15 protein-coding genes are annotated in these 21103 nt (G+C 72.2%); 6 read left to right on the top strand and 9 right to left on the bottom strand.

Annotated elements, in window-relative coordinates; all coding sequences use genetic code 11:
* Positions 1–107: 107 nt before the first annotated feature.
* A complete protein-coding gene (gene nhaA / locus ACZ4O3_RS33625) occupies positions 108–2018 on the bottom strand; it encodes a Na+/H+ antiporter NhaA (protein WP_362717048.1) in 1911 nt (636 codons plus the stop codon).
* Between the two features lie 309 nt (positions 2019–2327).
* Here nhaA and ACZ4O3_RS33620 point away from each other — a divergent pair, with 309 nt between their 5' ends.
* Positions 2328–3512, top strand: a complete 1185-nt coding sequence (locus tag ACZ4O3_RS33620; RefSeq protein WP_467725858.1) for a beta-ketoacyl-[acyl-carrier-protein] synthase family protein — start codon at positions 2328–2330, stop codon at positions 3510–3512.
* Between the two features lie 21 nt (positions 3513–3533).
* On the opposite strand, the gene ACZ4O3_RS33615 is transcribed toward ACZ4O3_RS33620, so the two are convergent.
* The 5 genes from ACZ4O3_RS33615 to ACZ4O3_RS33595 all read right to left on the bottom strand — a co-directional run bounded on the left by ACZ4O3_RS33615 (position 3534) and on the right by ACZ4O3_RS33595 (position 8596).
* Entirely contained in the window at positions 3534–5693 is a 2160-nt protein-coding gene (locus tag ACZ4O3_RS33615; protein ID WP_467725857.1) for an ATP-binding SpoIIE family protein phosphatase, read from the bottom strand.
* Between the two features lie 106 nt (positions 5694–5799).
* Positions 5800–5979, bottom strand: coding sequence for a DUF6480 family protein (locus ACZ4O3_RS33610; protein ID WP_362717041.1), 180 nt, complete (start codon positions 5977–5979; stop codon positions 5800–5802).
* A gap of 66 nt (positions 5980–6045) precedes the next feature.
* Complete coding sequence (locus ACZ4O3_RS33605; RefSeq protein WP_362717038.1) at positions 6046–6666, bottom strand: histidine phosphatase family protein; 621 nt, start codon at positions 6664–6666, stop codon at positions 6046–6048.
* A 152-nt stretch (positions 6667–6818) separates the two neighbouring features.
* The gene (locus tag ACZ4O3_RS33600) at positions 6819–7931 is read right to left on the bottom strand and encodes a sensor histidine kinase (RefSeq protein ID WP_384994122.1); all 1113 of its coding nucleotides are present in this window, start codon (positions 7929–7931) and stop codon (positions 6819–6821) included.
* Positions 7928–8596 (bottom strand): response regulator transcription factor, encoded by a 669-nt coding sequence (locus ACZ4O3_RS33595; RefSeq protein WP_362732030.1) that lies wholly within the window; start codon positions 8594–8596, stop codon positions 7928–7930. The genes ACZ4O3_RS33600 and ACZ4O3_RS33595 overlap by 4 nt, the downstream gene beginning before the upstream one ends.
* 320 nt (positions 8597–8916) lie before the next feature.
* On the opposite strand from ACZ4O3_RS33595, the gene ACZ4O3_RS33590 reads away from it, so the two are divergent.
* Positions 8917–9858 (top strand): serine hydrolase domain-containing protein, encoded by a 942-nt coding sequence (locus tag ACZ4O3_RS33590; protein WP_467725853.1) that lies wholly within the window; start codon positions 8917–8919, stop codon positions 9856–9858.
* 550 nt (positions 9859–10408) lie between these two features.
* On the opposite strand, the gene mgrA is transcribed toward ACZ4O3_RS33590, so the two are convergent.
* The gene (gene mgrA / locus ACZ4O3_RS33585) at positions 10409–11452 is read right to left on the bottom strand and encodes an L-glyceraldehyde 3-phosphate reductase (RefSeq protein ID WP_362727972.1); all 1044 of its coding nucleotides are present in this window, start codon (positions 11450–11452) and stop codon (positions 10409–10411) included.
* A gap of 202 nt (positions 11453–11654) precedes the next feature.
* Positions 11655–15395, bottom strand: a complete 3741-nt coding sequence (locus ACZ4O3_RS33580; RefSeq protein WP_467725851.1) for a family 78 glycoside hydrolase catalytic domain — start codon at positions 15393–15395, stop codon at positions 11655–11657.
* A 731-nt stretch (positions 15396–16126) separates the two neighbouring features.
* Here ACZ4O3_RS33580 and ACZ4O3_RS33575 point away from each other — a divergent pair.
* The 4 genes from ACZ4O3_RS33575 (at position 16127) to ACZ4O3_RS33560 (ending at position 20140) form a co-directional block, all read left to right on the top strand.
* Positions 16127–16372, top strand: a complete 246-nt coding sequence (locus ACZ4O3_RS33575; RefSeq protein ID WP_362731442.1) for a BTAD domain-containing putative transcriptional regulator — start codon at positions 16127–16129, stop codon at positions 16370–16372.
* Positions 16373–16387: 15 nt separating this feature from the next.
* The gene (locus tag ACZ4O3_RS33570) at positions 16388–17599 is read left to right on the top strand and encodes a 4-hydroxybenzoate 3-monooxygenase (protein WP_467725849.1); all 1212 of its coding nucleotides are present in this window, start codon (positions 16388–16390) and stop codon (positions 17597–17599) included.
* A gap of 439 nt (positions 17600–18038) precedes the next feature.
* Positions 18039–18767 (top strand): FadR/GntR family transcriptional regulator, encoded by a 729-nt coding sequence (locus ACZ4O3_RS33565; RefSeq protein WP_467725847.1) that lies wholly within the window; start codon positions 18039–18041, stop codon positions 18765–18767.
* Positions 18768–18988: 221 nt separating this feature from the next.
* The gene (locus tag ACZ4O3_RS33560; protein ID WP_467725846.1) at positions 18989–20140 is read left to right on the top strand and encodes a DUF3103 family protein; all 1152 of its coding nucleotides are present in this window, start codon (positions 18989–18991) and stop codon (positions 20138–20140) included.
* Positions 20141–20218: 78 nt separating this feature from the next.
* On the opposite strand, the gene ACZ4O3_RS33555 is transcribed toward ACZ4O3_RS33560, so the two are convergent.
* The gene (locus tag ACZ4O3_RS33555) at positions 20219–21091 is read right to left on the bottom strand and encodes a TauD/TfdA dioxygenase family protein (RefSeq protein ID WP_467725845.1); all 873 of its coding nucleotides are present in this window, start codon (positions 21089–21091) and stop codon (positions 20219–20221) included.
* Between the last annotated feature and the right edge of the window lie 12 nt (positions 21092–21103).

The following is a 21103-nucleotide window of genomic DNA, read 5'->3' as shown; positions in this document are numbered from 1 at the left end:
TGCCGCGCGGTGGGCACGACGGAGTCACCCGTGCGGGCGCAGCCGCGCCCCCGGCCGTGACCGCGGCGCCGTGCCGTGCCGTGGAATGCGCCGGGACGCTCAGCCGCTCAGTCCGTCGCCGGTTTCGTCCGGGCTGCGCCCGCGTGCTCCGCCAGTGCGCGCTGCCGGGCGTAGTCGACGGCCGCCGCCAGCGTCTGGATGTCGTAGGCGCCGTGGTGACGTCGGCCGTTGATGAAGAAGGTGGGCGTACCGGAGACGCTGCTGAGGTCCGCGGAGTCCACGTCCTCGGCCACCCTGGGGGCTCCGCGCCGCTGTTCCAGGTCCCGCCGGAACCGCGCCGCGTCCAGGCCGAGTTCCTCGGCGTACCGCAGCAGGTCGCGTGCGCCGAGAGCGTCCTGCCTCTCCAGCAGCAGGTCGTGCATGTCCCAGAACCGCCCCTGGCGGGCGGCGGCTTCCGATGCTTCCGCCGCCAGTTGCGCGTTCGGGTGGACGTCGGTGAGCGGCAGGTGCCGCCACACGTAGCGGACGTCGGCGTCGGTGCCCAGCAACTCCCGCACCACCGCCTCGGCCTGGCCGCAGTAGGGGCACTCGAAGTCGCCGTACTCGACCAGGGTGACCGCCGCCCGTTCGGGGCCGCGGACACGGTCGTGGCGCACGTCTACCGCGACCGCGAGGTCGGTCAGCGGATCGGTGTTGCCCAGCAGAGCCCGGGCCCGGCGGGCGGCGGGCAGCAGGTTGACCACGCCGGTGACCGCCCAGCTCGCCGCGAAGGCGCCGATCAGCGTGGCGAGGATGCCGATGCGCGCCTGGTCCAGTTCCTCGCCCTCGAAGGCCAGCGAGGCGATCAGCAGGGACACCGTGAAGGCCGCTCCGGCGATCGCGCCGCCCGCGGTGACCGAGCCCCAGCCGACACCGGGCCGCAGCCGTCCTCCGGACAGCAGCCGCGCGGCCGCCATGGACCCCACCAGCCCGATCACCTTGCCCGCCACGCAGCCGCACACGATACCCAGCGTGATCGGCGAGGTGAACGCCTCGGCCAGCTTCGCACCGTTCAGCTCGATGCCCGCGTTGGCCAGCGCGAACAGCGGCACGATGCCGAAGCTCACCCACGGCAGGAACCTCTGTTCCAGCCGCTCGTTCGGGGAGATCGCCGCGGTCAGGCCCTGTACGGCCGAGCGCTGCAGCTCCGGTGTGGGCTGTTCCCGGAACAGGCGGAAGAGACGACTGGCCTGCTCCAGATCCTCGCGCGGCGCCGGATAGGCCACGATCAGGGCGCCGACGGCCAGCCCGGTCACGACCGGGTCCACCCCGGCCTCGTGCAGCGCCACCCACACGACCACCGACAGGACGGCGCAGTACCGCCCCTTCCGGACGCGCGCCAGCCGCAGCAGCATGATCACCAGCAGGGTGCCCACGGCCACCAGGAGCGCGGGCAGGTGGATGTCGTCGCTGTAGAACACGGCGATCACCAGGAGCGCGACCAGGTCGTCGACGACCGAGATGGACAGGATGAACGCCCTGAGGGAAGCCGGCAGCCGCGACCCGAGTACGGCCAGGATGCCCAGCGCGAAGGCGGTGTCCGTCGACATCGCCGTACCCCAGCCGTGCGCGGAGTCCCGGCCCGCGTTGAACGCGAGGTAGACCAGCGCCGGAACGACCATGCTGCCCAGACCGGCCACCGCGCTCAGCAGTACCCAGCGCCGGTCGCGCAGTTCCCCCATGTCGAACTCGTGCCGGGCCTCCAGGCCGACGACGAAGAAGAACAGGCTCATCAGCCCGGCGTTGATCCACTCGTGCAGGGTCAGCGACAGGTGCTTCGTGTCGAAGCCGATGGTGAAGTGCGCCTGCCACACGGCGTCGTACGAGCGCGGGTCGGTGTTGGCCCACAACAGCGCGACGCACACCGCGCCCAGGAGCAGTACGGCACTGCCGGTCTCGGTCTGCACGAAGGAGCGCCAGCGCGTGGTGCTCCGCGTGGCCAGCCCTTGGGACGCATCGGTGGACTCGTAGGCGCTCACGTGCCGATTATCGCCGCGCCCGGCGGAGGGCTCACGAACGGCGCGGCATCCGGCCCGACTGACGGCGGGTCAGGTGGGGACCCGGCACGGGCCTGAGGGCCTCGGCTTCCGGGGTGTGTGACTTGTCACGTGAACCCATGGCCGTCTGAGTTGTCTGCATCACAGCAGAAATGTCCCTTTACCCTCCATGCTCGATGCGGCGGCCGGTGCTCGAAGTGGAGCCAGTCGCCGACCTCTTGGGCGTTCCACAGTGACCCAGAGCACGGCATTCGCGACATTTGTCCCTTTTCATTCGAAAGGTGTCTCATCATGGCCGCATACCTCTGCCCTCCTGCCGTCATACACGGAGAGCACACCGTGGAAACCAGCCAGATCGTGACGGAGGTGCGCGACCGGCATCCGCATGCGGCGTGGGCACCACGGATCGACGGCATCGCGGCCAGTACGGGGATAACGAGCCGCGGGTGGATGCTGCCGCTGGAGGCCGCCGTCGCGCCCGGCAAGGGCGGTGCTCTGCGGGCCGTCGGCAGCACGCCGGCCCAAGAGGCCCTGGCGCGCGAAGGGTTCACCCAGCAGGACGTGGACCGCGTGATCGCCGCCCTGGAGGCGATACCCGCGCCGCAGACCGTCCAGGAGCGCACCGCGCCCGCCTGGGAGGCGGTGCAGTCCTACGGGGAGCGCGCGGCGCGCGGAGCCCTGCAGAGCGCCGGTCTGGACGTCTCGGACGTCGACTGCCTGATCACCAGTCACTCCACCACCCCGGCGCTCCCGGGGCTGGACGTCACCCTGGCCAACAGGCTCTCGCTCCGGGAGGACGTGATGCTGCTGCCCGCCACGCAGTGGGCCTGCATCGCCGGAACCCGCTCGCTGGCACTGGCCGCGGATCTCGTGGCCGCGGACCCCGACCGGGTGGTCCTGGTCGTGATCTCGGAGGCGCTGAGCACGACCTACCAGCCGGCGGACGACACCCTCGAGTCCCTGATCGTCCGGTTGCTGTTCGCGGACACCGCGGTCGCCGCGGTGGTCACGGGCCGCCGGCGGCACGAGTCGGTGCTGCGACTGGACGCCGCCTGGCACCACACCCTGCCGGGGACACAGGACCTGCACCGCCTGGAGACGCGGGCCGACGGCACCCACTTCGTGATGGACCGGCGCGGGCCGCGTGCCGTGCAGGAGACGGTGACCGCGATGTGGGAGTGGCTGCGCGTCCGGTACCAGGACGACCCCGACTCATGGCACCCCGACGTGCTGCTCGCGCACCCCGGCGGAACCCGGGTGCTGGAGTACATGGAACAGACGATGCCCGACGCGTGGCCGTCGGGCCTGCTGGACTTCAGCCGCGACAGCTACACCACCGGCAACCGCGGAGGCGCCGCCGTGTTCGACATCATGCGCCGGGCGTACGACGCCGGACAGAGGCCGGGCAGTCGCGCGGTCCTGTACGCGGCCGCCCCGGGCCTCAGCGCGACCGCCCTGGAAGGGGAGTGGCTGTAGGGCCCGGCTGCCCGGGCCCGGTCATCTCACGACCTCCGCCCAGACCACCTTGCCGGCGTCCGTCCAGCGCACCCCCCAGCGGGTGGTGAGCTTGTGCACGACGTGCAGCCCGCGGCCGCCGTCGTCGAAAGGGCCGCCACGGCTCAGCCGGGGCCTGCCGTTACCGGTGTCGCCCACCTCGACCAGCAGGCCGTGGCCGATCCTGATCAGCCGTACCGTGAGGGGACCGGTGGCGAAGCGCACCGCGTTCGTGACCAGCTCGCTGGTCAGCAGCATCACGTTGTCGCGGGTGTCGTCCCGGGTGCTCCATCGCCCCAGCTGCGCGAAGACGTGCGCGCGGGCCCGGGCGGGCGCGTCGTCGCGGGCGGGCAGCCGCCAGGTCGCGGTGTCCCCCTTGCGATAGCCGATCATCCGCGCCAGCAGCAGGCTCACGTCGTCGCGCTGGTGAGGAGGCGCCAGGGCGGCGACCACGTGCCGCGCGGCCTGTTGCAGGCCGTCCCAGGGGTGCACGGTGGACACGGCGTCCGCCAGCGCGCCGATGCCCTCGTCGATCGACACGCTCGGATCCTCCACGAGACCGTCCGTGTAGAGGGCGAGCAGGGACCCGGGTGGTACGTCGAACATGTGTACGTCGAACGGCTCGCGCAGCGCGAACTCGGCGCCCAGGCCGGGATGCGGACGGACCCCGAGCGTGCTCGCCCGCCCGTCGGGGGAGACCAGGATCGGGGGAAGGTGGCCGGCGCTGGCCAGCGCGACGCTGTGGCGGACCGGGTCGTAGAGAGCGATGCAGCAGGTCGACCCGAGGGCGCTGTAGCCGGCCGCCAGTCCGGACTCGGCGTCGTCCAGCAGCGTCACGGTCTCGTCCAGGCGTTCCAGCACCTCGTCCGGAGCCAGCCCCGCGGAGAGCAGCGCACGGGCCTCCATGCTCAGCTGGCCCATGGCCGCCGCGGCTCCCAGACCGTGCCCGACGACGTCTCCGACCACCAGCGCGGTACGGCCGTCCGGCAGCGGAAAGCTGTTCACCCAGTCGCCGCCGACGCCCGCGCTGTCCGGCGTGGCCGGCTGGTAGACACTGGCGATCTCGATCGTGTCGCCGCCGGTCCGTGGCAGCAGCCGGCGCTGCAGGGCCAGCACCTGCTTGTGTTCGCGCTGGTGCTGACGGGCCAGGTCGACGTGGTGGGCGGTCCTTGCGACCAGTTCCTGCAGGTCGAAAAGCTCGCTGTCGCGGAACGGACGGTCCGCCCGCCGCCAGACCTCCACCACGCCCAGCACGACGGGCGGCGTCCCGTCCAGGACCAGGGGTATGCACGCCACACCGGCCGACCGGTCGCCGGGCACCAGGGCCCGCATCACCCGCGGGTCGCCGAGCACCCGCTCGACCGCCTTCCGGTCGGGGATGACGATGGCCTGCGGGGCGTCGTCCCGCCGTACCGCCTGGGTCAGCAGCCGGCTCGCGTCGCCCGGCAGGTCGTCACCCGGGGTCACATAGCCCGGGGGCCAGGCCCGGTCCGGCACCAGGGCGGCCCGTCGCAGCCGGATGCGCCCCTGTGCCTGACCGGTGACCCCCTCGCCCGTCCACACGGTGAAGTCGAGGTCGACGGCGGCCACGTCCCCCCAGGCCAGCAGGGACTCCGCCAGTGACTGCGCGGTCTCGCCTATGTCCAGGGAGGTGCCGATCGCGGTCTCGGCGGCGTACAGATGCAGTCGCGTGGCCATGGCGATCAGGGAGACGGTCAGCCCCTCCTGGGGGGCCGCGGCGGGCAGGATGCTCAGCGAGACCACAAGCTCCGAACCGTCTCCGCGCCGCAGGCGCTGGATCCGGGCGACGTGCGCCTCACCGGTGTCCAGCACCTGCCGCAGCCGCCGCGTGACCGTCGGAACGTCCCCGGGGGGCAGCAGACCGACGAAGGGACTCCCTGGCACGGCGTCCAGCCCCTCGAACACGGGGGCGTCCAGATTGCGGCGGATGACCTTGAGGTCCTTGTCCAGGTTGACGACGCCGAGGATCTGGTCCTGACGCCCGGCCGCGGGGTCGTCGGCCGGACGCCGGCGCATGGCGTGACCGGCGGGTCCGTCGCCGTTGCCGGCGGGCGCCGTCCCACCGCGCGGCACGTAGCGCCCCAGCGCGCTGCTGACCATGTCGAACGGCGAAGAGGACGAGGGGGAGGGCGTGGAGTCCATACGGCTCCCTCAGCATTCGCCCGCACCTGCCGATCACGCGCCCACGCCTCCGGGCAGGCTCGCACCGGGTCTGCTCCGACGGAGGCTGCTCAGGACCGCTGACGGCTCACATGGGGAAGATGCGTGCGATGAAGTACGCGGCGACGACCGCGACGCCGATGAGAATCAGCCCCAGCCACAGGCCGGGGTGCTCCCATGCGCCGCCGTCCGCGCGTTCCTCGTGCGCCTCCGCCGTACAGCCTTCGGCCGGCGGGGTCTCCCCTGGGGGGACGAGTGGATATGCCATAACCCCATGCTCGTACGGGGATGTCGACGGCGCATCCCCGGACCGTCGGCGGCCGGTGCCGGACCCCTATCCGCAGCCGCTGGAGGCCGGCTTCGGTACGAAGCCCAGACGCGTCCGGGACCCCTGGGGCCAGGCCGAGCCGAACCGGACGTCCCAGCCCTCGTCCCGCCGGGTGAGGAAGGCCGCGGACAGGGCCGGTACGGGGAGGTGCCAGAAGGCTCGTGCAGGTACCGCGAGGGCGTGGACGAGCACCGCCCGGATGACGGCCGCCTCGGCGATGGCCACCGCGTGGCCCGTGTCCTGCGCCACGCTGCCCAGCCAGTCCGCCGACCGGCGGCAGAGCTGCCGTACCGACTCCCCGCCGTGCGGGGCGGCATCCGGATCCGTGCGCCAGGCGCTGAACCCGTCGGGATCGGTCGCGGCGATGTCACGGACCGTGCGGCCGCGCCAGCTGCCCACGTCGAGATCGCGCAGCATGGGTTCGGACGAGGCCGCCAGGCCGATGGCGTCGGCGGTCTCCGAACAGCGGACGGAGGGCGTCCGGACGGCCGGCTCGTGGGGAGAGAGCACCGCTCTCGCATATTCCGCCAGGTGCAGGGCCTGGTCACTCAGATGGGCGTCACCGAGCAGCGGGTCCACGGTGGCGTCGCCGCCGGGAGCACACAGAAGCGTCAGGTGGATCGTCATGGGACCTACCTCTTTCCTGGCCGGGTGCGGCTTCCGACGGGGTGAGACCCGTGCCTTCCACAGTCGGCGCAGGACCCGGCAGGCACTATCCGCCAGGTGTCCGAAAGCACCCGGCCGACCGGCCGGGTGTGGAGCCGGACCGCGGTCCGTGGTCAGCGGCCGCGCTCATGGGGCAGTTCGAGGCAGAGCTCGTAGCCGCCCTCGGCCGTGGGGCCGGAGGTGACGGTGCCGCCGAGGAGCTCCGCCCGCTGGGCCAGTCCCGCCAGGCCGTGGTGGGCGCTCGGCAGGGCGAGCGCGCTGCGGGTGGGGGCGGTGTTGGTGACCGTGGCGCGCAGGGCGCCGTCGCTGAGCCCGATGCGGACGGTCACGGTGGCGCCGGGGGCGTGTTTGCGGACGTTGGTCAGTGCTTCCTGCACGGTCCGGTACACGGCGCGCTGCACCGTGGGCGGCAGCTCGTCGGGCAGATCGATCTCCAGCTTCGCCTCGATACCGCCGGCCTCCAGCAGATGCTCCAGGTCGGCGAGCGAGGGCTGCGGGGTCAGCTCCGTGGGCCTGCTGCCCGACGCCCGCAGGACACCGACCATGTGCCGCAGTTCTTCCAGGGTCTGCACGCTCAGCCGACGGATGGTGGCCGCGGCGTGTCTCGTCTCCGCGTCCCGCCCGCCCACCTGGAGCGCTCCGGCCTGTACGGCGATGAGGCTGACCTGATGGGAGACCACGTCGTGCATCTCCCGGGCCAGCTGGGCGCGTTCCTTCGCCAGAACGCTCTGAGCGGTCAGCAGCCGTTCCTGTCTGCGGGCCTCGGAGATGTCGGCGAGCCGCAGCGACAGCTCGCGCCGGGCCTGGACGAGCTGGCCCAGGAAGACGGGAGCGGCGGCGGTGGCCAGGGTATAGCTGAGGTGGAACACGCTGTTCGTCTGGGACAGTTCGGTGGCGTCCAGGGACGACCACGGCCACGGCAGGAAGTCGATGATCGCGTAGAGCAGCGCACAGCCGCCCAGCAGCAGACGGTGGCGGTTGAGGGAGGACAGCGTGTACAGCGCGACCATGGGCGCGACCACGGCGTCGGTGACCAGACCGGTGGGGAGCGTGAGGACGAAGGTCGTCAGGGGTGTGCGGTGACGCAGCGCCAGGGCAAGGGCGCCGACCACCGCGCATCCGGTGGTCGGCCGGTCCTGCAGGTCGACGTGCGCCCAGGCGTCGGCCAGCGCGACGCCGACGACGACGAGGTCGACGAGCGTGGCCGGCGGCCGGCGGCGGCTCACCTGGCGCCCTCGTCCTGCGCGTGGGTGAGCAGCCCCGCGCGCTCGGCGATCAGAGCCGCCTGGACCCGGCTGCTCACCCGCAGTTTGCCGAGCACGCTGGTCACGTGACCCTTGATGGTGCCGGTGCTCAGGTGCAGCCGTTCGCCGATCTCGTTGTTGGCGAGTCCTTCCGCCATCAGGACGAGCACGGCACGCTCGCGCTCGGTGAGCCGGGCGGTGAGGCGGAGGGCGCCGGGCTCACGGACGGTGTTGTCGAGATAGCCGCCCACCACCAGGCGTGTCACCTTGGACGACAGTACGGTCCCCTCTTCGGCCAGGCTGCGCACCAGGTAGGGCAGCTGTTCGGGATCGGTGTCCTTGAGCAGGAATCCGGCGGCGCCCGAACGCAGCGCGGTCGCCACGTACTCGTCGGTGTCGAACGTGGTGAGCATGGCGGTCACCGGGGGCTCCGGCATGCGGCGGAGTTCCGCCAGGATGGTGAGCCCGTCCACGTCCGGCATCCGGATGTCGAGCAGGACGACGTCCGGGCGCAGCTCCCGCACCATGTGCATGGCCTCGCCGCCTGGCACCGCCGCGACCACCTCGATGTCGTCGGCCGATTCGAGGATGTGCGTGAAACCCGTGCGGATCAAAGCCTCGTCATCGACCACCAGTACCCGGATCATGGGCGCTCCGCTCCTCGCGTCAATCGGTCGATGCCTACCCCCGCGGGAGCCCGTCTGCCGGCGGCCGGTCACAAACCCGCCGGTTGGCGGCGCGACCTCAGCCGGTCGGCGGGCGCCGCCGCGTGCGGCGGGTCGGGCGGTCCGCCCGGGCGAGGCCGGAAGTCCGCCCCCGCCATGGTCCGCGGAGCCGGAGAGCGGGTGTCACGTCTCCGCGCCGCCGTGGCGCAGCCAGGACCTCCCCGCTCGTCTCACTACGCTGAGCGGCAGGAGATGGCACAGAAGGGCATGGAACGGCATGGATCAGGACAGATCGGGAGACCATGGCTCTTGAGCTCGACATCGACCGCATCCGCCAGACCGTCGACGAAGGCGTCCGCGACCAGGTCTACCCGGGCGCCGTCTGGGCCGTCGGCGACCCCTCCGGAAACATGGTCCTCGGCACGCCGGGGTTGCCGGATTCCGACCGGCCCGACGAACCGATGCGGCACGACACCGTCTTCGATGTCGAAGGCCTCACGGAGGTCCTCGCGGTGTGGTCGACGGTCGGAGCGCTCGTCGAGGGCGGCAAGCTGCTCCTGGACGAGCCGCTGGGTGACTTCTGGCCCGAGGTGCGCGGCCGTCCGCTGGGCCGGGTGAGCGCCCGTCACCTGCTCACCCATACGGCGGGTCTCCCGCTCCGGACCGACCTGAGCAACCTGTACGGCACCGACCCGCGGGACATGCGCGACGGCGTCCTCCATGACGCCGTGCGCCGCCCGCCCGGAGAGGCCGTGGAGTACACCGGGCGCGCCGCCCTCGTCCTCGGCTACCTGGCCGAGGAGGTCTCCGGTCAGAGACTCGAGGTCCTCGCGGCCACCGACGTGTGGCAGCCCCTCGGCATGACCCGGACCCGGTTCGGCCCCCGCGGCACCTCCGGAGTCCTCTCCGTCCTGCCCGACCTCGCGGCCTTCCTCCGCCACCTGCTCCAGCCGGGACGGGGCGACGGCGGGCCGGGCTTCGGCAGCGCCTGGATCAAGGAGTCGCTGCGCCTCCAGACCGGCGGACTCACCCCGGGCGGCGGCCTGTTCTGGCGTCCGGCCCCGGAAACGGCTCCCGGGGCCGACGACGTCTGGGAACACCACGGCTCCGGCGCGGCCGCGGCATGGCTGTCCCCCGGGCAGGGCCGCTGGGCGGTCCTGCTGACCAACTCCGGCCACCGCACCGGGGAATACGAGTCCCTCGTCCCCGTCCGTGACGCGTTCCGCTCGCTCGCCTTCGCCTGATGCCGCCCCGCCCCTGCTGACCTCGGGCAACGGCTCCGTCGCGTACCGCCGGCCGGAGGGCGGCGGTGAAGCGGGGGCCGGTCTGCGCCGTTTGTCTACGCCCTCGTCACGGCTGTTGCTCGTGCGCACTCGATCGCGCCGCCGAAGCGGGGGACCGGCGCATGGTGCGGGCCAGGGGCGGTGCGTTTCTCCGTCACGAGCGAGGCGACGGGCGGGGGAGCCGGGGCCGGTGTAATGCCGCGGTACTCCTGAAATCTCGGCGCCGAGCCATTTTGATAAGGAATCAACTTCCGCTTTCTGTCCTGATCGAGTCACGACTGCCGTTCGGTCGAACGGGGGAAGTACTTCCGGCCGGTGGCGCACGTGCGCCGCCAACTGCGCCACGGCGACCACACCCGGCGTCGAGTGGTCCGGCCGGCAGCCTCCCCTGCTCCTGAGGGCGCGCTCCTGCTGGCCGCCGGAGCCACGGCCCTGCTCTGGGCCGCCCACCGCTTCGGCCGTCCCGGGTGGCACCCCGGCACGGCCGCCGCCGAACGTCCGGCGCGGGGCCTCAGTTCATCTTCCCGGTCCGGGCGTCGTGCCACAGATCGACGCCGCCGTCGACGGCGTGCGTGTCGATCTCGGCCAGCTCCTCCGCGGTGAACTCCAGGTTCTCCAGCGCGGCGACGTTCTGCTCCAGCTGTTCGGTACGGGACGCGCCGATGACCAGCGAGGTGACCCGCCGGTCACGCAGCGCCCAGGCGAGCGCCATCTGCGCCAGGGTCTGCCCACGGCGCCGGGCGACGGCGTCGAGGGCGCGGAGCCTGTTCACCATGTCGTCCGACAGCCAGTCCGTGTCGAACGACGTGCCGGCCGCGGCCCGCGAGTCCTCGGGGATTCCGTCGAGGTAGCGTCCGGTGAGCAGGCCCTGCGCGAGCGCCGTGAACCCGATGACCCCGAAGCCCTCCTCCTGCGCCGCGTCGAGCAGCCCGTCCGTCTCGATCCAGCGGTTCACCATGCTGTACGACGGCTGGTGGATGAGCAGGGGTGTGCCCAGGTCCCGCAGGATCGCGGCGGCCTGCCGGGTGCGCTCGGCGTCGTAGGAGGAAATCCCGACGTACAGGGCCTTGCCCTGGCGGACGGCGGTGTCCAGCGCGCCCATCGTCTCCTCCAGGGGCGTGCCCGCGTCGAGCCGGTGCGAGTAGAAGATGTCGACGTAGTCGAGGCCCGTGCGCCGCAGGGACTGGTCGAGGGAGGCCAGCAGGTACTTGCGGGAGCCACCGCCCTGGCCGTAGGGGCCGGGCCACATGTCCCATCCGGCCTTCGTCGAGACGACCAGCTCGTCCCGGTACGGCGCGAGGTCCTGCTTCATCAGCCGCCCGAAGTTGATCTCCGCGGAGCCGTAGGGCGGGCCGTAGTTGTTCGCCAGGTCGTGGTGGGTGATCCCGAGGTCGAAGGCGCGCAGCGCGATGTCCCGCTGGCTCTCGAAGGACCGGTCGTCACCGAAGTTGTGCCAGTAACCCAGCGACAGGACGGGCAGGTCGAGGCCCGAGCGCCCGGTGCGCCGATAGCGCATCGTGCCGTTGTACCGCTCGGGGTCCGCGACGTGGTTCATGGGGGTCTCCGCAGGTGGCAGTGGGTTTCATACCGTTCGGGGGGTGAACGTGCCTACTGTGCCCCGGCTTGATTCCCGAGTCCAACAGCTCACGTACATCGGATTTATCGCTGTCGTTTCTCAAAGAGGGCCCGTCGGCGCGGGCCCCGGTGGTCGTGCGGGGACGGCGCGTGCGCCCCGTCCCCGCGTACCTCCCGAGTGGTCAGAGGGTGGCCGTGAAGGTGTAGTGACCGGCCGGCAGATGGTAGGTCGCCGGGCCCGCCGGGACAGCCTGCGCCGGGGCGACGACCGACTCCGGCCGCGAGGTGGGCACGGTGACGGCGGCGGAGGTGTTGACGGGCACGGTGACGTGCAGCCGCAACCGGCCGCCTGAGACGGCCCAGTTGCTCGCCGCGGCGCCGTACGGGGTGTCGTACGTGCTGACGGCGGAGGTCAGGCCGCCGCCCGGCCGCGGCGCGATGCGCAGCGAGGCGTAACCAGGGCTCGCGGGGCCGAGGCCGCCGACCTGGCGGTAGAGGAAGTCGCCGACCGAGCCCAGGCCGTAGTGGTTGAAGGAGTTCATGCCCGGGTCGTTGAACGAGCCGTCGGTGCGGATGCCGTCCCAGCGCTCCCAGATCGTGGTGGCCCCGTGTTCGATCATGTAGCCCCAGCCGGGGAAGCCGCGCTGGAGCAGGACCTGGTACGCCGTCTCGACGTGACCGTGGTCCGCCAGCACGGGCAGGAGGTTCTCCACGCCGAGGAAGCCGACGCTGAGGTGTCCGCCGGTGGCCGCGACCTTGGCGGCGAGCTTGTCCGCCGCCGCCCCGGCCAGGGACGCGGGCAGCAGCTCGAAGGCCAGGGCCAGCACGTAGCCGGTCTGGGTGTTGCCGCGGACCGTGCCGTCGTCCGAGACGAACCGGGCGCGGAAGGCCGCCGCGACCCGGTCGGCGAGCTGCCCGTAGGCGGTGGCCTCGGTGCCCCGGCCGGTGGCGGCCGCCATGCGCGCCACCAGGCGGGCCGACCAGGCGAAGTAGGCCGTGCAGACGAGGTCCTGGGCCGTGTTGTCGTCGACGTTGAGCCAGTCGCCGTAGGTCTGCTGATCGCGTATCAGGTCGCTGCCGGCCGTGGCGCGCAGGTAGTCGACCCACCGGGCCATCGCCGTGAAGTGCCGGTCCGCGACACTGAGATCACCGAAGCGCTGCCACAGCGTGTAGGGGATGACGGTTCCCGCGTCTCCCCAGCCGGCCGTGCCGGAGCCGCCGATCACCGCGGGCGCGACGTCCGTGAAGGCGCCGTTCGCCTGCTGGGCGTCTGCCAGGTCGTCGACGAACTTGGCGAGGAGGGCGTGCGTGTCCAGGTTGAAGGTGGAGGTCGCGCAGAAGGCGGCGATGTCGCCCGTCCACCCGAGGCGTTCGTCCCGCTGGGGGCAGTCGGTCGGGATCGAGAGCATGTTGCTGCGCTCGCCCCACACGATGTTGTGCTGGAGCTTGTTGAGCAGCGGGTCCGACGCGCTGAACGTGCCCGGCCGCCGGGCGTCCGTCCACACCGCGCGACCGGTGACGGCGCCGGCGTCCGGCCGGAACCCGGACGGCAGGCCGCTGAGCTCGACGTAACGGTAGCCGTGGACGGTGAACCGGGGCTCGTACGTCTCCACGCTCCCGGTGCCGGCGAGGGTGAAGGAGTCGGTGGCCTGGGCGGCCCGCAGGTTGGTGGTGTAGAGCGTGCCGTCGGGGTTGAGGACCTCGCCGTGCCGGACGGTGACCGTGGTGCCGGCGTCGCCGCGGACCGCGATGCGGTTCCAGCCGGCGAAGTTCTGCCCCAGGTCGAAGATCCACACCCCGGGCCGCGGTTCGGTGACCGACACCGGGCGGAATTCCTGCTGCACGGTGACACCGCCGTCGACCTGCGCCACCAGCCGGGGGACGGCCCCGTCGTGCACGGCGACGGCGGTCCAGGCGCTGTCGTCGAAGCCCGGCGAGTCCCAGCCCTCTACGTGCAGGCGTGCGTCGTAGGACTCGCCCTGGTACAGGTCGTCCGCGGTGATCGCGCCGGTGGCCGTCCTCCAGTCGCGGTCCGTCGTCACGAGCTGGGTGGATCCGTCGGCGTAGGTGATGTGCAGCTGTGCGCCGTAGAACGGCTGGGTGCCGTAGTGCCGGCTGCCGGCGAAGCCCAGGTTGCCGGAGTACCAGCCGTTGCCGAGCCAGGCGCCGAGCACGTTGGTCCCGCGCCGGAGGTCCGCGGTGACGTCGAACACCTTGTACTGGAGGCGCTTCGCGTAGTCGGTCCACCCGGGGGCCAGCACGTCCTCGCCGACCTTAGCGCCGTTGAGCCGGGTCTCGTGAAGGCCGAGCGCGGTGGTGAGCAGCCGTGCCGAGGTGACGCGTCCCCGCACGTTGAAGGTGCCGCGCAGCATCGGTGCCGGCCCCGCGACCTGGACGTTCGACCCCCATGGGCCGCTGCCGTACGGGGCGAGCGCGCGTGCGGCCGGCCAGGCGCTGTCGTCGTATCCGGGGCTCTGCCAGCCCGTGGGCGGGTCCTGGTGCGACCTCCACGCCTCGTCGGTGACCACGGTCGGGCCGCCCGTGACCGTGAGCTTGGCGATGAGTCCGGCCGGGGAGAGGGTCGTGTTCTGGCTCGCGACCGCGAGGGTGTTGTCGCCGCTCCTGAGATACCGGGTGACATCGACCGTGGCGGCGCTCTTCCACGAGTCGGTGACGCGCCGGGAGCTGCTCACCTTCGTTCCGTTGACCCAGACGTCCGCGGTGTCGTCGCCGGTGACGATCAGGCCGGCGGCGGCGGGTGCGGCCGCCAGCGTGAAGGTGCGCCGGAAGGAGCGGGTGGCGACGGGTGCCTGGGACGCGGGATCGCCCTCCGGGTACCAGATCCAGGTGGCTCCCGAGAGGTCCGGGCCCGGCGGCCGCCCGATGAACGCGGCGGACCACTCCTGCGCGGGCGCCAGCAGCCCGGTCTCGAACCACGCCGGCTCGCTCCACGTGGCCGCCCGGCCTTGGGTGTCCCAGACACGCACCCGCCAGAAGTACCGGGTCAGGCTCTTCAGGGGCCGGCCCGCGTAGGCGATGTCGGTCTGGCTGGCGGACGCGACCCGTCCGCTGTCCCACAGGTCACCGGAGCCGCCCGCCGTGGACGAGACCTGGATCCGGTAGCCGCCCTGGCGCTGTTGCTGCTCCAAGGAGTCGAGTCTCCAGCCGAAGCGCGGGTGGTCCGCGTCCACGCCCAGGGGGAGGGCGCGCCGCTCCACGGTGCGGCCGGCCACGCTCAGCGGGGACGGGGCGGAGAGGTCGGGAGCGGCGACCCGCGCGTACCAGGGAGCCGTTCCGTAGCCGCCGAGATCCCGGGCGGCCGGCCAGCCCTCGGCCGCGAAGCCCGGCTGTTCCCATCCCGTCGGCACGTCCTTGCCCGCCGACCACCGGCCGTCGGTGACGACATCGGTCGTGCCGCCGCTGGTCAGCACTCGGATCCGCCCGATGACACCGGCCGACCCGCCCTCGTTCCGGCCGGCCAGCGCGATGGTGTTGGTCCCCGCGGTCACGGCGGACCGCAGGTCCACGTACAGGGCCTCACGCCAGGACTGCGCGGCTCTGGGGGAGGCGGCGAGGGGCTTTCCGTTGAGCCATACGTCGACGGAGTCGTCGCCGGTGACGACGAGTTGCGCGTCGGTCACCTCACCCTCGGCGACGGTGAAGCTCGTGCGGAAGTAGCGGTGTCCGGCGGGGGCGCCGGAGCGCGGATCTCCTTCCGGGTACCAGATCCAGCGGGCCGGGGACAGCCCGGCGGGCCCGGCCGCGGGTGCTCCGGTGGCCGCCTGCGCGCCCGCGGTGAACGTGCCGACGGCGCCCGCGGCGAGAGCACCGGCCGCCAGCGCCGAGGCCGTGCCGAGGAAGCCGCGTCTGCTGACCGGGGGTTCCGGTGAGCCGGGGGTGGGGGGTGTGGTCTGACTGGCCAACGGAGTTCTCCTTCACACGCGTCGGGCGAAGCAGGGCGGCTCGGTGAGCGGTGGAGCGGACAGTGACTTGAAACGTTTCAAATCGGTAATGCGGTGGCAACATATGAAAGTTGGTGAGCGGCGTCAATAGAGTGGCGCAACGTTTCATCGACTCCTGTGCGTTGCTTGCGCGAGGCCTTCGAGGCGCGCCCATGGCGCGTCCGCGCCGGCCTCTGCCGCGGACCCGGGGTGGGCGGTCTCGCGTACGTGGCCCGACCGGCCGACGCCCGTCACGGGCGGTGGTGCCGGCGAAGGAGCAGGTCGCGGCCCGTTCCGGCGCTTCCGATGCGCGGTCGGGGCCACGGAGCGGCGGAAATCGAGTGCTGTTTTCGGTCAAAAGATCTCGATTATCGGTCGTGCGGCTTGCAGGTGAGTCGAGGCTGGCAGAGCATCGGGATGCGCCCGGCGGGGAGGCTGGGTCAGGGGAGGGGGATGGCCGAGGGCATCCGGACTGCGGCAGGTCGTGGAGGAGGACCGGGCCGCGCCCAAGCTCCTGGTGTCGCCGCGCGACGGCTGCCAACTGACGGTCCCACCAGCGTCGGTGGACGCGGTGCGGGCCGAGGGACTCGCCGCCGAAGCCATGAACGCACGGGACGCCGGCCGGGAGGCCGGGTGCGGCAGCCTGCTGGACGAGGCGCTCGCGCTCCGGTGGGGCGAACCCCTCGCCGGGGTCTCGACCTCGTGGAGCAGTAATTCGAGCACCGTCTCGGGGAGGGGCAGTACGGGCTGGTCGTCGCGGACCTCATCGGCTTCACGGACGCCAGGCCGGGGCACTGGCGGTGTTCGGCAGGGCGCGCCAGGTGCTCGCCGAGGAACTGGGCATCGGCCCCGGCCCGGAGCCGGCCGGCCTGCACGCCCGGATCATGGCCGGCGACCCGCAGTTGACGGGGCCCGCGGCGGACCGTGCGACGGACACCGCCAGGCCCTCGCTACGCTGAGCGCGGAGGTGGCAAGTGGCAGCAGGGGAGCACGAGTCGGCCGAGGTGTCGCAGTCCACGACGGTCGTGGTGATCGGTGCGGGTCCGGCCGGGCTGACCGTCGCCAGTCTGCTGCGCAGATGCGGCGTCGACTGTGTCGTCCTGGAGCGGCACAGCCGTGCGTACGTGGCGCAGCGGCAGCGGGCCGGCATCGTGGAGAGCCGTGCCGTGCGGATGTTCGCGTCCTGGGGGCTGGCCGACCTGGTGCTGGGCGGCGCCCCGCACGACGGCATCCTGGAGTTCCGGGTGGACGGGGAGAGCCACCTCGTCGACGACAGCGACGGCTCCGCAGGCCCCGGGGCGCGTCTGTGTCCCCAGCAGGTCCTGGTCCACAAGCTCACCGCCGCCCATCTCGCCGACGGCGGCGACCTGCGCTACGAGGTGGCCGACGTCTCCCTGCACGACCTGACCGGAGACCGCCCGACCGTGCGCTTCCGTTCCGCCGACGGCGTCCGGCATGCGATCACCTGCGCCTTCGTCGCCGGCTGCGACGGTGATCACGGCGTCTCCCGGTCCGCCGTCCCCGAGGGTGTGCTCACCGCGCACACCCTCGACCACGGCATCGGCTGGCTCACCGTCCTGGCCGACGCCCCGCCGCCCGCCCACCCCTTGCTCGCCGTCAGTTCGCACGGCTTCGCCGCGCACTTCCCCCGCGGACCGCACAGCAGCCGCTACTACCTCCAGTGCCCGCCCGACGACCGCCCCGACGCCTGGCCGGACACCCGCGTCTGGGAGGCGCTGCGCACCCGCCTGGCCGACCCGGCCCTGATCGCGGGGCCGATCACCGACCGGGAGACCTTCCGGCTGCGCAGCCTCGTCCACGACCCCATGCAGTACGGCCGGCTGTTCCTCGTCGGGGACGCCGCCCACATCGTGTCCCCCATGGGCGGCAAGGGTATGAACCTCGCCCTGTACGACGCCGATCTCTTCGCCCGCGCGGTGCGGGACCACGTCCGCGACCAGGACGACACGGGGCTGCGCACCTACTCGCGGCGCTGCCTGCGCAGGGTCTGGAACGACCAGGAGTTCTCCCACTGGCTGACCCGGACGGTCCACGACGCCGGCGACGACACCCACGCGGGCCCGTTCCTGCGTCATGTGGCCCGGGCCCGTCTCGACCGGCTCTTCACCTCACCGACGGCCGCCCAGGCCTTCGCGGAACTCATGACCGGCCTGGACCCGGCTTAGGGCCCAGCTCTCCCCGGCTCTTGCGAGAGCACGACGCGGTCACCCCCGGCGACCGCGAGTCGGTTCTCGCACCGCCGTGTGCCGGGGAGGGACCGGATGAGGCCGGACAGCCCTTCGCGGCCGGGCGGGATGTGCCTGATGAAGGCCCGGGGCCGGGGCCCGGTCGCGCATGTCCTCAGAGGCCGGCGTGGTGGTCGGTCCCCTCTTTGGTCAGGGCGGCTCCAGGGAAGGCGACGACCGGGCGAGGGCCCGGGCCGCGCGCCGGCTCTCCACGCGTAGACCGTGGGCAACCGAACCTCTCCGTCAGGCAATTGACGCGGTGCCAGGAGGCTGCTTCACTGAGGCAGTGGCTGAGCCACTGGACCAAGAAGTCGCTGAACCGGGGGCCCGCTGGACCAGCGGGCCGCTGAACCACTGACCGAAGCCTGGGAGATCCTCCGTGGCCGTCGAAAGCATTCCGCGCCGAACCGTGGTCGACCTGCTGGAAGCACGGCTGCGTGACGACATCCTGAGCGGCACGCACGTACCCGGCGCCCTGCTGCCCCCCGAGAGGGAGCTGGCCGCCGGGTACGGGGTCACCCGGACGACCTTGAAGCACGCGCTGTCCCGGTTGGAGCAGGCGGGACTGCTGAGCACCCGGCACGGCATCGGTACGCGCATCCTGGACTACCTGCGGGTCGGCGGCGCCGACCTGCTCCCGATGCTGGCCGCGCAGGACCCCTCCTGGCTGCGGGAGGTCTTCGAGGTGCGGCGGCAGGTCGGCACTCTGATCGCCGGCCGCGCGGCGGTACGGCGCACGGAACGGCAGGCCCGGCGCCTGGAACACCTGCTGCGTCTGGTCGCGGACGGCCCGGACGCCGACGCCGTCCAGCTCGCCGACGCGGAGGTCCACCGCGAACTGGCGCGGGCCACGGGGAACCGGGTCTATCTCCTCCTCACGAACACGCTGTTCAACGCATATCTTCCGGTACGGGCCTCGCTGCGGGCGCCGTTCGAGGACGCCGCGCGGGCCGCGGACCGGCTCGCGCCGGTGGTGCGCGCGGTGGTCGACCGGGACTGCGAGGAGGCGTGCCGCGCGGCGGAGACGTACCTGGCAGGCACCGAGAAGATCATGCTCAGGTCGCTGGGCAGTCCGCGGGGGCGCCCGGCCGCCGACCGTACCCGGTAGCCGCGCCTCCCGGCCGCGACTCCGTTCCCACAGCCTCCCCTCGAGGCGACGAGTGCCGCTGTGCGGCCCGGCGCCGATCAAGCATGGCCGCCCGTTCATCCGCTGTGTCTACGCGTGTCATGTACGGGCTAATTCCGGATGCCCGGAGCACTTCGGGCCCACCACCCCAGCACGGCCGCCCGTTCACCGTGGGCGCGGCGGCGACCACCAACACGAGGAGCATGGTGAGCAGATCAAGCAAGAGACGCGGCGTCCTCATCGGCGTGATGCTGTCCGCGGTCATCGGCGGCGCCGTCCAGCCGGCGATCGCCGCGCCGGTGCGGGACGCGGGCGACCAGGCCACACCGTTGCGGAAGTCCCCGGTGCGGTCGACCGAACAGGACATCGCGCGGGCACTGTCCGCCTCGCTGCGCGACCCGCGGTGGCGCGCGCAGGTGCGTGCGGCCGCGCTCGGCACCGAGGACGTGGACCTCCAGTCGCTGGCGGGCCGCACCGCGGCTCCGCAGGGCAGGAACCTGCTCGCCGCCGTCTCCGCCGCGGACCGTCGCATCGCGGACCTGAAGGGCCTGCCCGCGTCGACCGGTTCGCTGCTGCGCGTCCGGCTGGGCGCGCCGTCCATGCGGTCGCACCTGAACACCAAGGTCACCCCCTGGATCGCCGTCGCCGCCACCGACGACGACGCCACGACCATCACGGCGTACGACAGCCAGGGCCACGCCCACGCCGTCGGCACCGCGCGCGTCCCGGACCGCCCGCTGTACATCCTGGACATCGACGTCACCAAGGCGCACCGGGCCGGCCTGCAGGTGCTGCAGAAGGCCTTCGTCGACAAGGGGCTGACCTCTGCGCCGAAGGCGGCGAACAGCGCCGCCGCCGCGAGCGCCGGCTGGTGGGCGACCAAGGTCACGGCCATCGAGGTGAACGACGACGAGGAGCCGTGGTTCAAGGGCTCCGCCGAGATGTTCTCGCTGGTGACCGGATTCGGCCAGGACGGCGCGGCGCGCGTCGACTCGGTGGACATGCCCTACCTGGACTACGACGGCACCGTCTACTACCCGAACCAGATCCTGGTCAACTGGTCGAACTACAAGTACAACCTGGCCGACGTCGTCATGATGGAGGACGACGACGGCACCAACTACCGTGCGCTGGCCCAGGCGATCACCACGGCGCTGCTCACGGTGACCGACCAGGGCACCTACATCCCGCTGGTGAACGCGGTCCTGAGCGCGATCCCCGACGGGTGGTTCACCGACGACCCCGACTACGTGGAGTCCTGGTACACCCTCGCCCAGAACTCCTCGGGCCGCCTGAACGGCGCCTCGGGCAACGGCTGGATGACCGTCGAGCCCTACTTCGTCGAGCAGTTCTAGACCTCACGGACAGAAGCTGACCGGGCGGCGTCGTACACGGGACCGGTCCCGCGTACGACGCCGCACCTGTGCACGGCATCAGCCCTTGACGGGGCCGCCGTTGATGGCGACGCGCTGGCCGTAGCGGGCGTACGGGTAGTAGTCGTACGACGCGTGGTGCTGGACGCACCGGTTGTCCCAGAAGACGAGCGTGCCCGGCGTCCAGCGGACGCGGCAGTGCAGGACCGGCCTGCGGGCGGTGATGTCGAAGAGCATGTCGAGCAGGGCCCGGCTCTCGTCGGCGGAGAGCTGCGGGATGCGGCTGGTGTAGGCCTTGTTGACATACAGCAGCTTGCGGTCGGTCTCGGGGTGCCGGGCGATGAGCGGGTGTTCGCTCTTGGGGACGACGTAGTCGGCGGGCGGTGTGTATCCCGCCAGGGCCTGCGCGCCGTCGTGTATCGCGGTCAGCGGGTCCAGCAGGGCACGCATGGCCGGCGAGAGCATCTCGTAGGCGAGATGCATGTTGGCGAACAGGGTGTCGCCGCCGCATCCCGGCTCGGGGATCTCGGTGATGTAGAGCATCGACCCCAGTGACGGTTCGGCGTCGGCGGTGCCGTCCGCGTGCCAGCCGTTGCCCGCCACATCCGCCGCGGCCGACGTCGTGCGGATCTCCAGGATGCAGGGATCACCCTCCTCCGGCGGCGGGTTGACGGGGCGCAGTTCACCGAAGGCGGCGGCGAAGCGCTTGTGGTGCTCGGCGGTGATCGTCTGATCGCGGAAGACGAGGACGTGGTGGTCGCGGAAGGCGGCCCGGATCTCCTCCAGCTGCTGCGCCGGTATCTCCTGCGACAGGTCGACGCCCGAGACTTCCGCCCCCAGAACGGGGGTGATCCGTTCGACGGTCAGCGTGCGGTAGGGGTACGCGGGACGCGTGGTCACCGCTTCCAGTGCCTCGCGTTCGTATGACTCCATGTCAACCTCCTG

This window comes from Streptomyces sp. NPDC026515 (assembly GCF_055567595.1).
This window is presented reverse-complemented; position numbering and strand designations above follow the sequence as displayed.

Coding starts and splice junctions, on each gene's coding strand:
- ACZ4O3_RS33590 (WP_467725853.1), top strand. CDS start 8,917: ATGGCTCTTGAGCTCGACATCGACCGCATCCGCCAGACCGTCGACGAA.
- mgrA (WP_362727972.1), bottom strand. CDS start 11,452: ATGAACCACGTCGCGGACCCCGAGCGGTACAACGGCACGATGCGCTAT.
- ACZ4O3_RS33595 (WP_362732030.1), bottom strand. CDS start 8,596: ATGATCCGGGTACTGGTGGTCGATGACGAGGCTTTGATCCGCACGGGT.
- ACZ4O3_RS33610 (WP_362717041.1), bottom strand. CDS start 5,979: ATGGCATATCCACTCGTCCCCCCAGGGGAGACCCCGCCGGCCGAAGGC.
- ACZ4O3_RS33605 (WP_362717038.1), bottom strand. CDS start 6,666: ATGACGATCCACCTGACGCTTCTGTGTGCTCCCGGCGGCGACGCCACC.
- ACZ4O3_RS33615 (WP_467725857.1), bottom strand. CDS start 5,693: ATGGACTCCACGCCCTCCCCCTCGTCCTCTTCGCCGTTCGACATGGTC.
- ACZ4O3_RS33560 (WP_467725846.1), top strand. CDS start 18,989: ATGGTGAGCAGATCAAGCAAGAGACGCGGCGTCCTCATCGGCGTGATG.
- ACZ4O3_RS33620 (WP_467725858.1), top strand. CDS start 2,328: ATGGCCGCATACCTCTGCCCTCCTGCCGTCATACACGGAGAGCACACC.
- ACZ4O3_RS33555 (WP_467725845.1), bottom strand. CDS start 21,091: ATGGAGTCATACGAACGCGAGGCACTGGAAGCGGTGACCACGCGTCCC.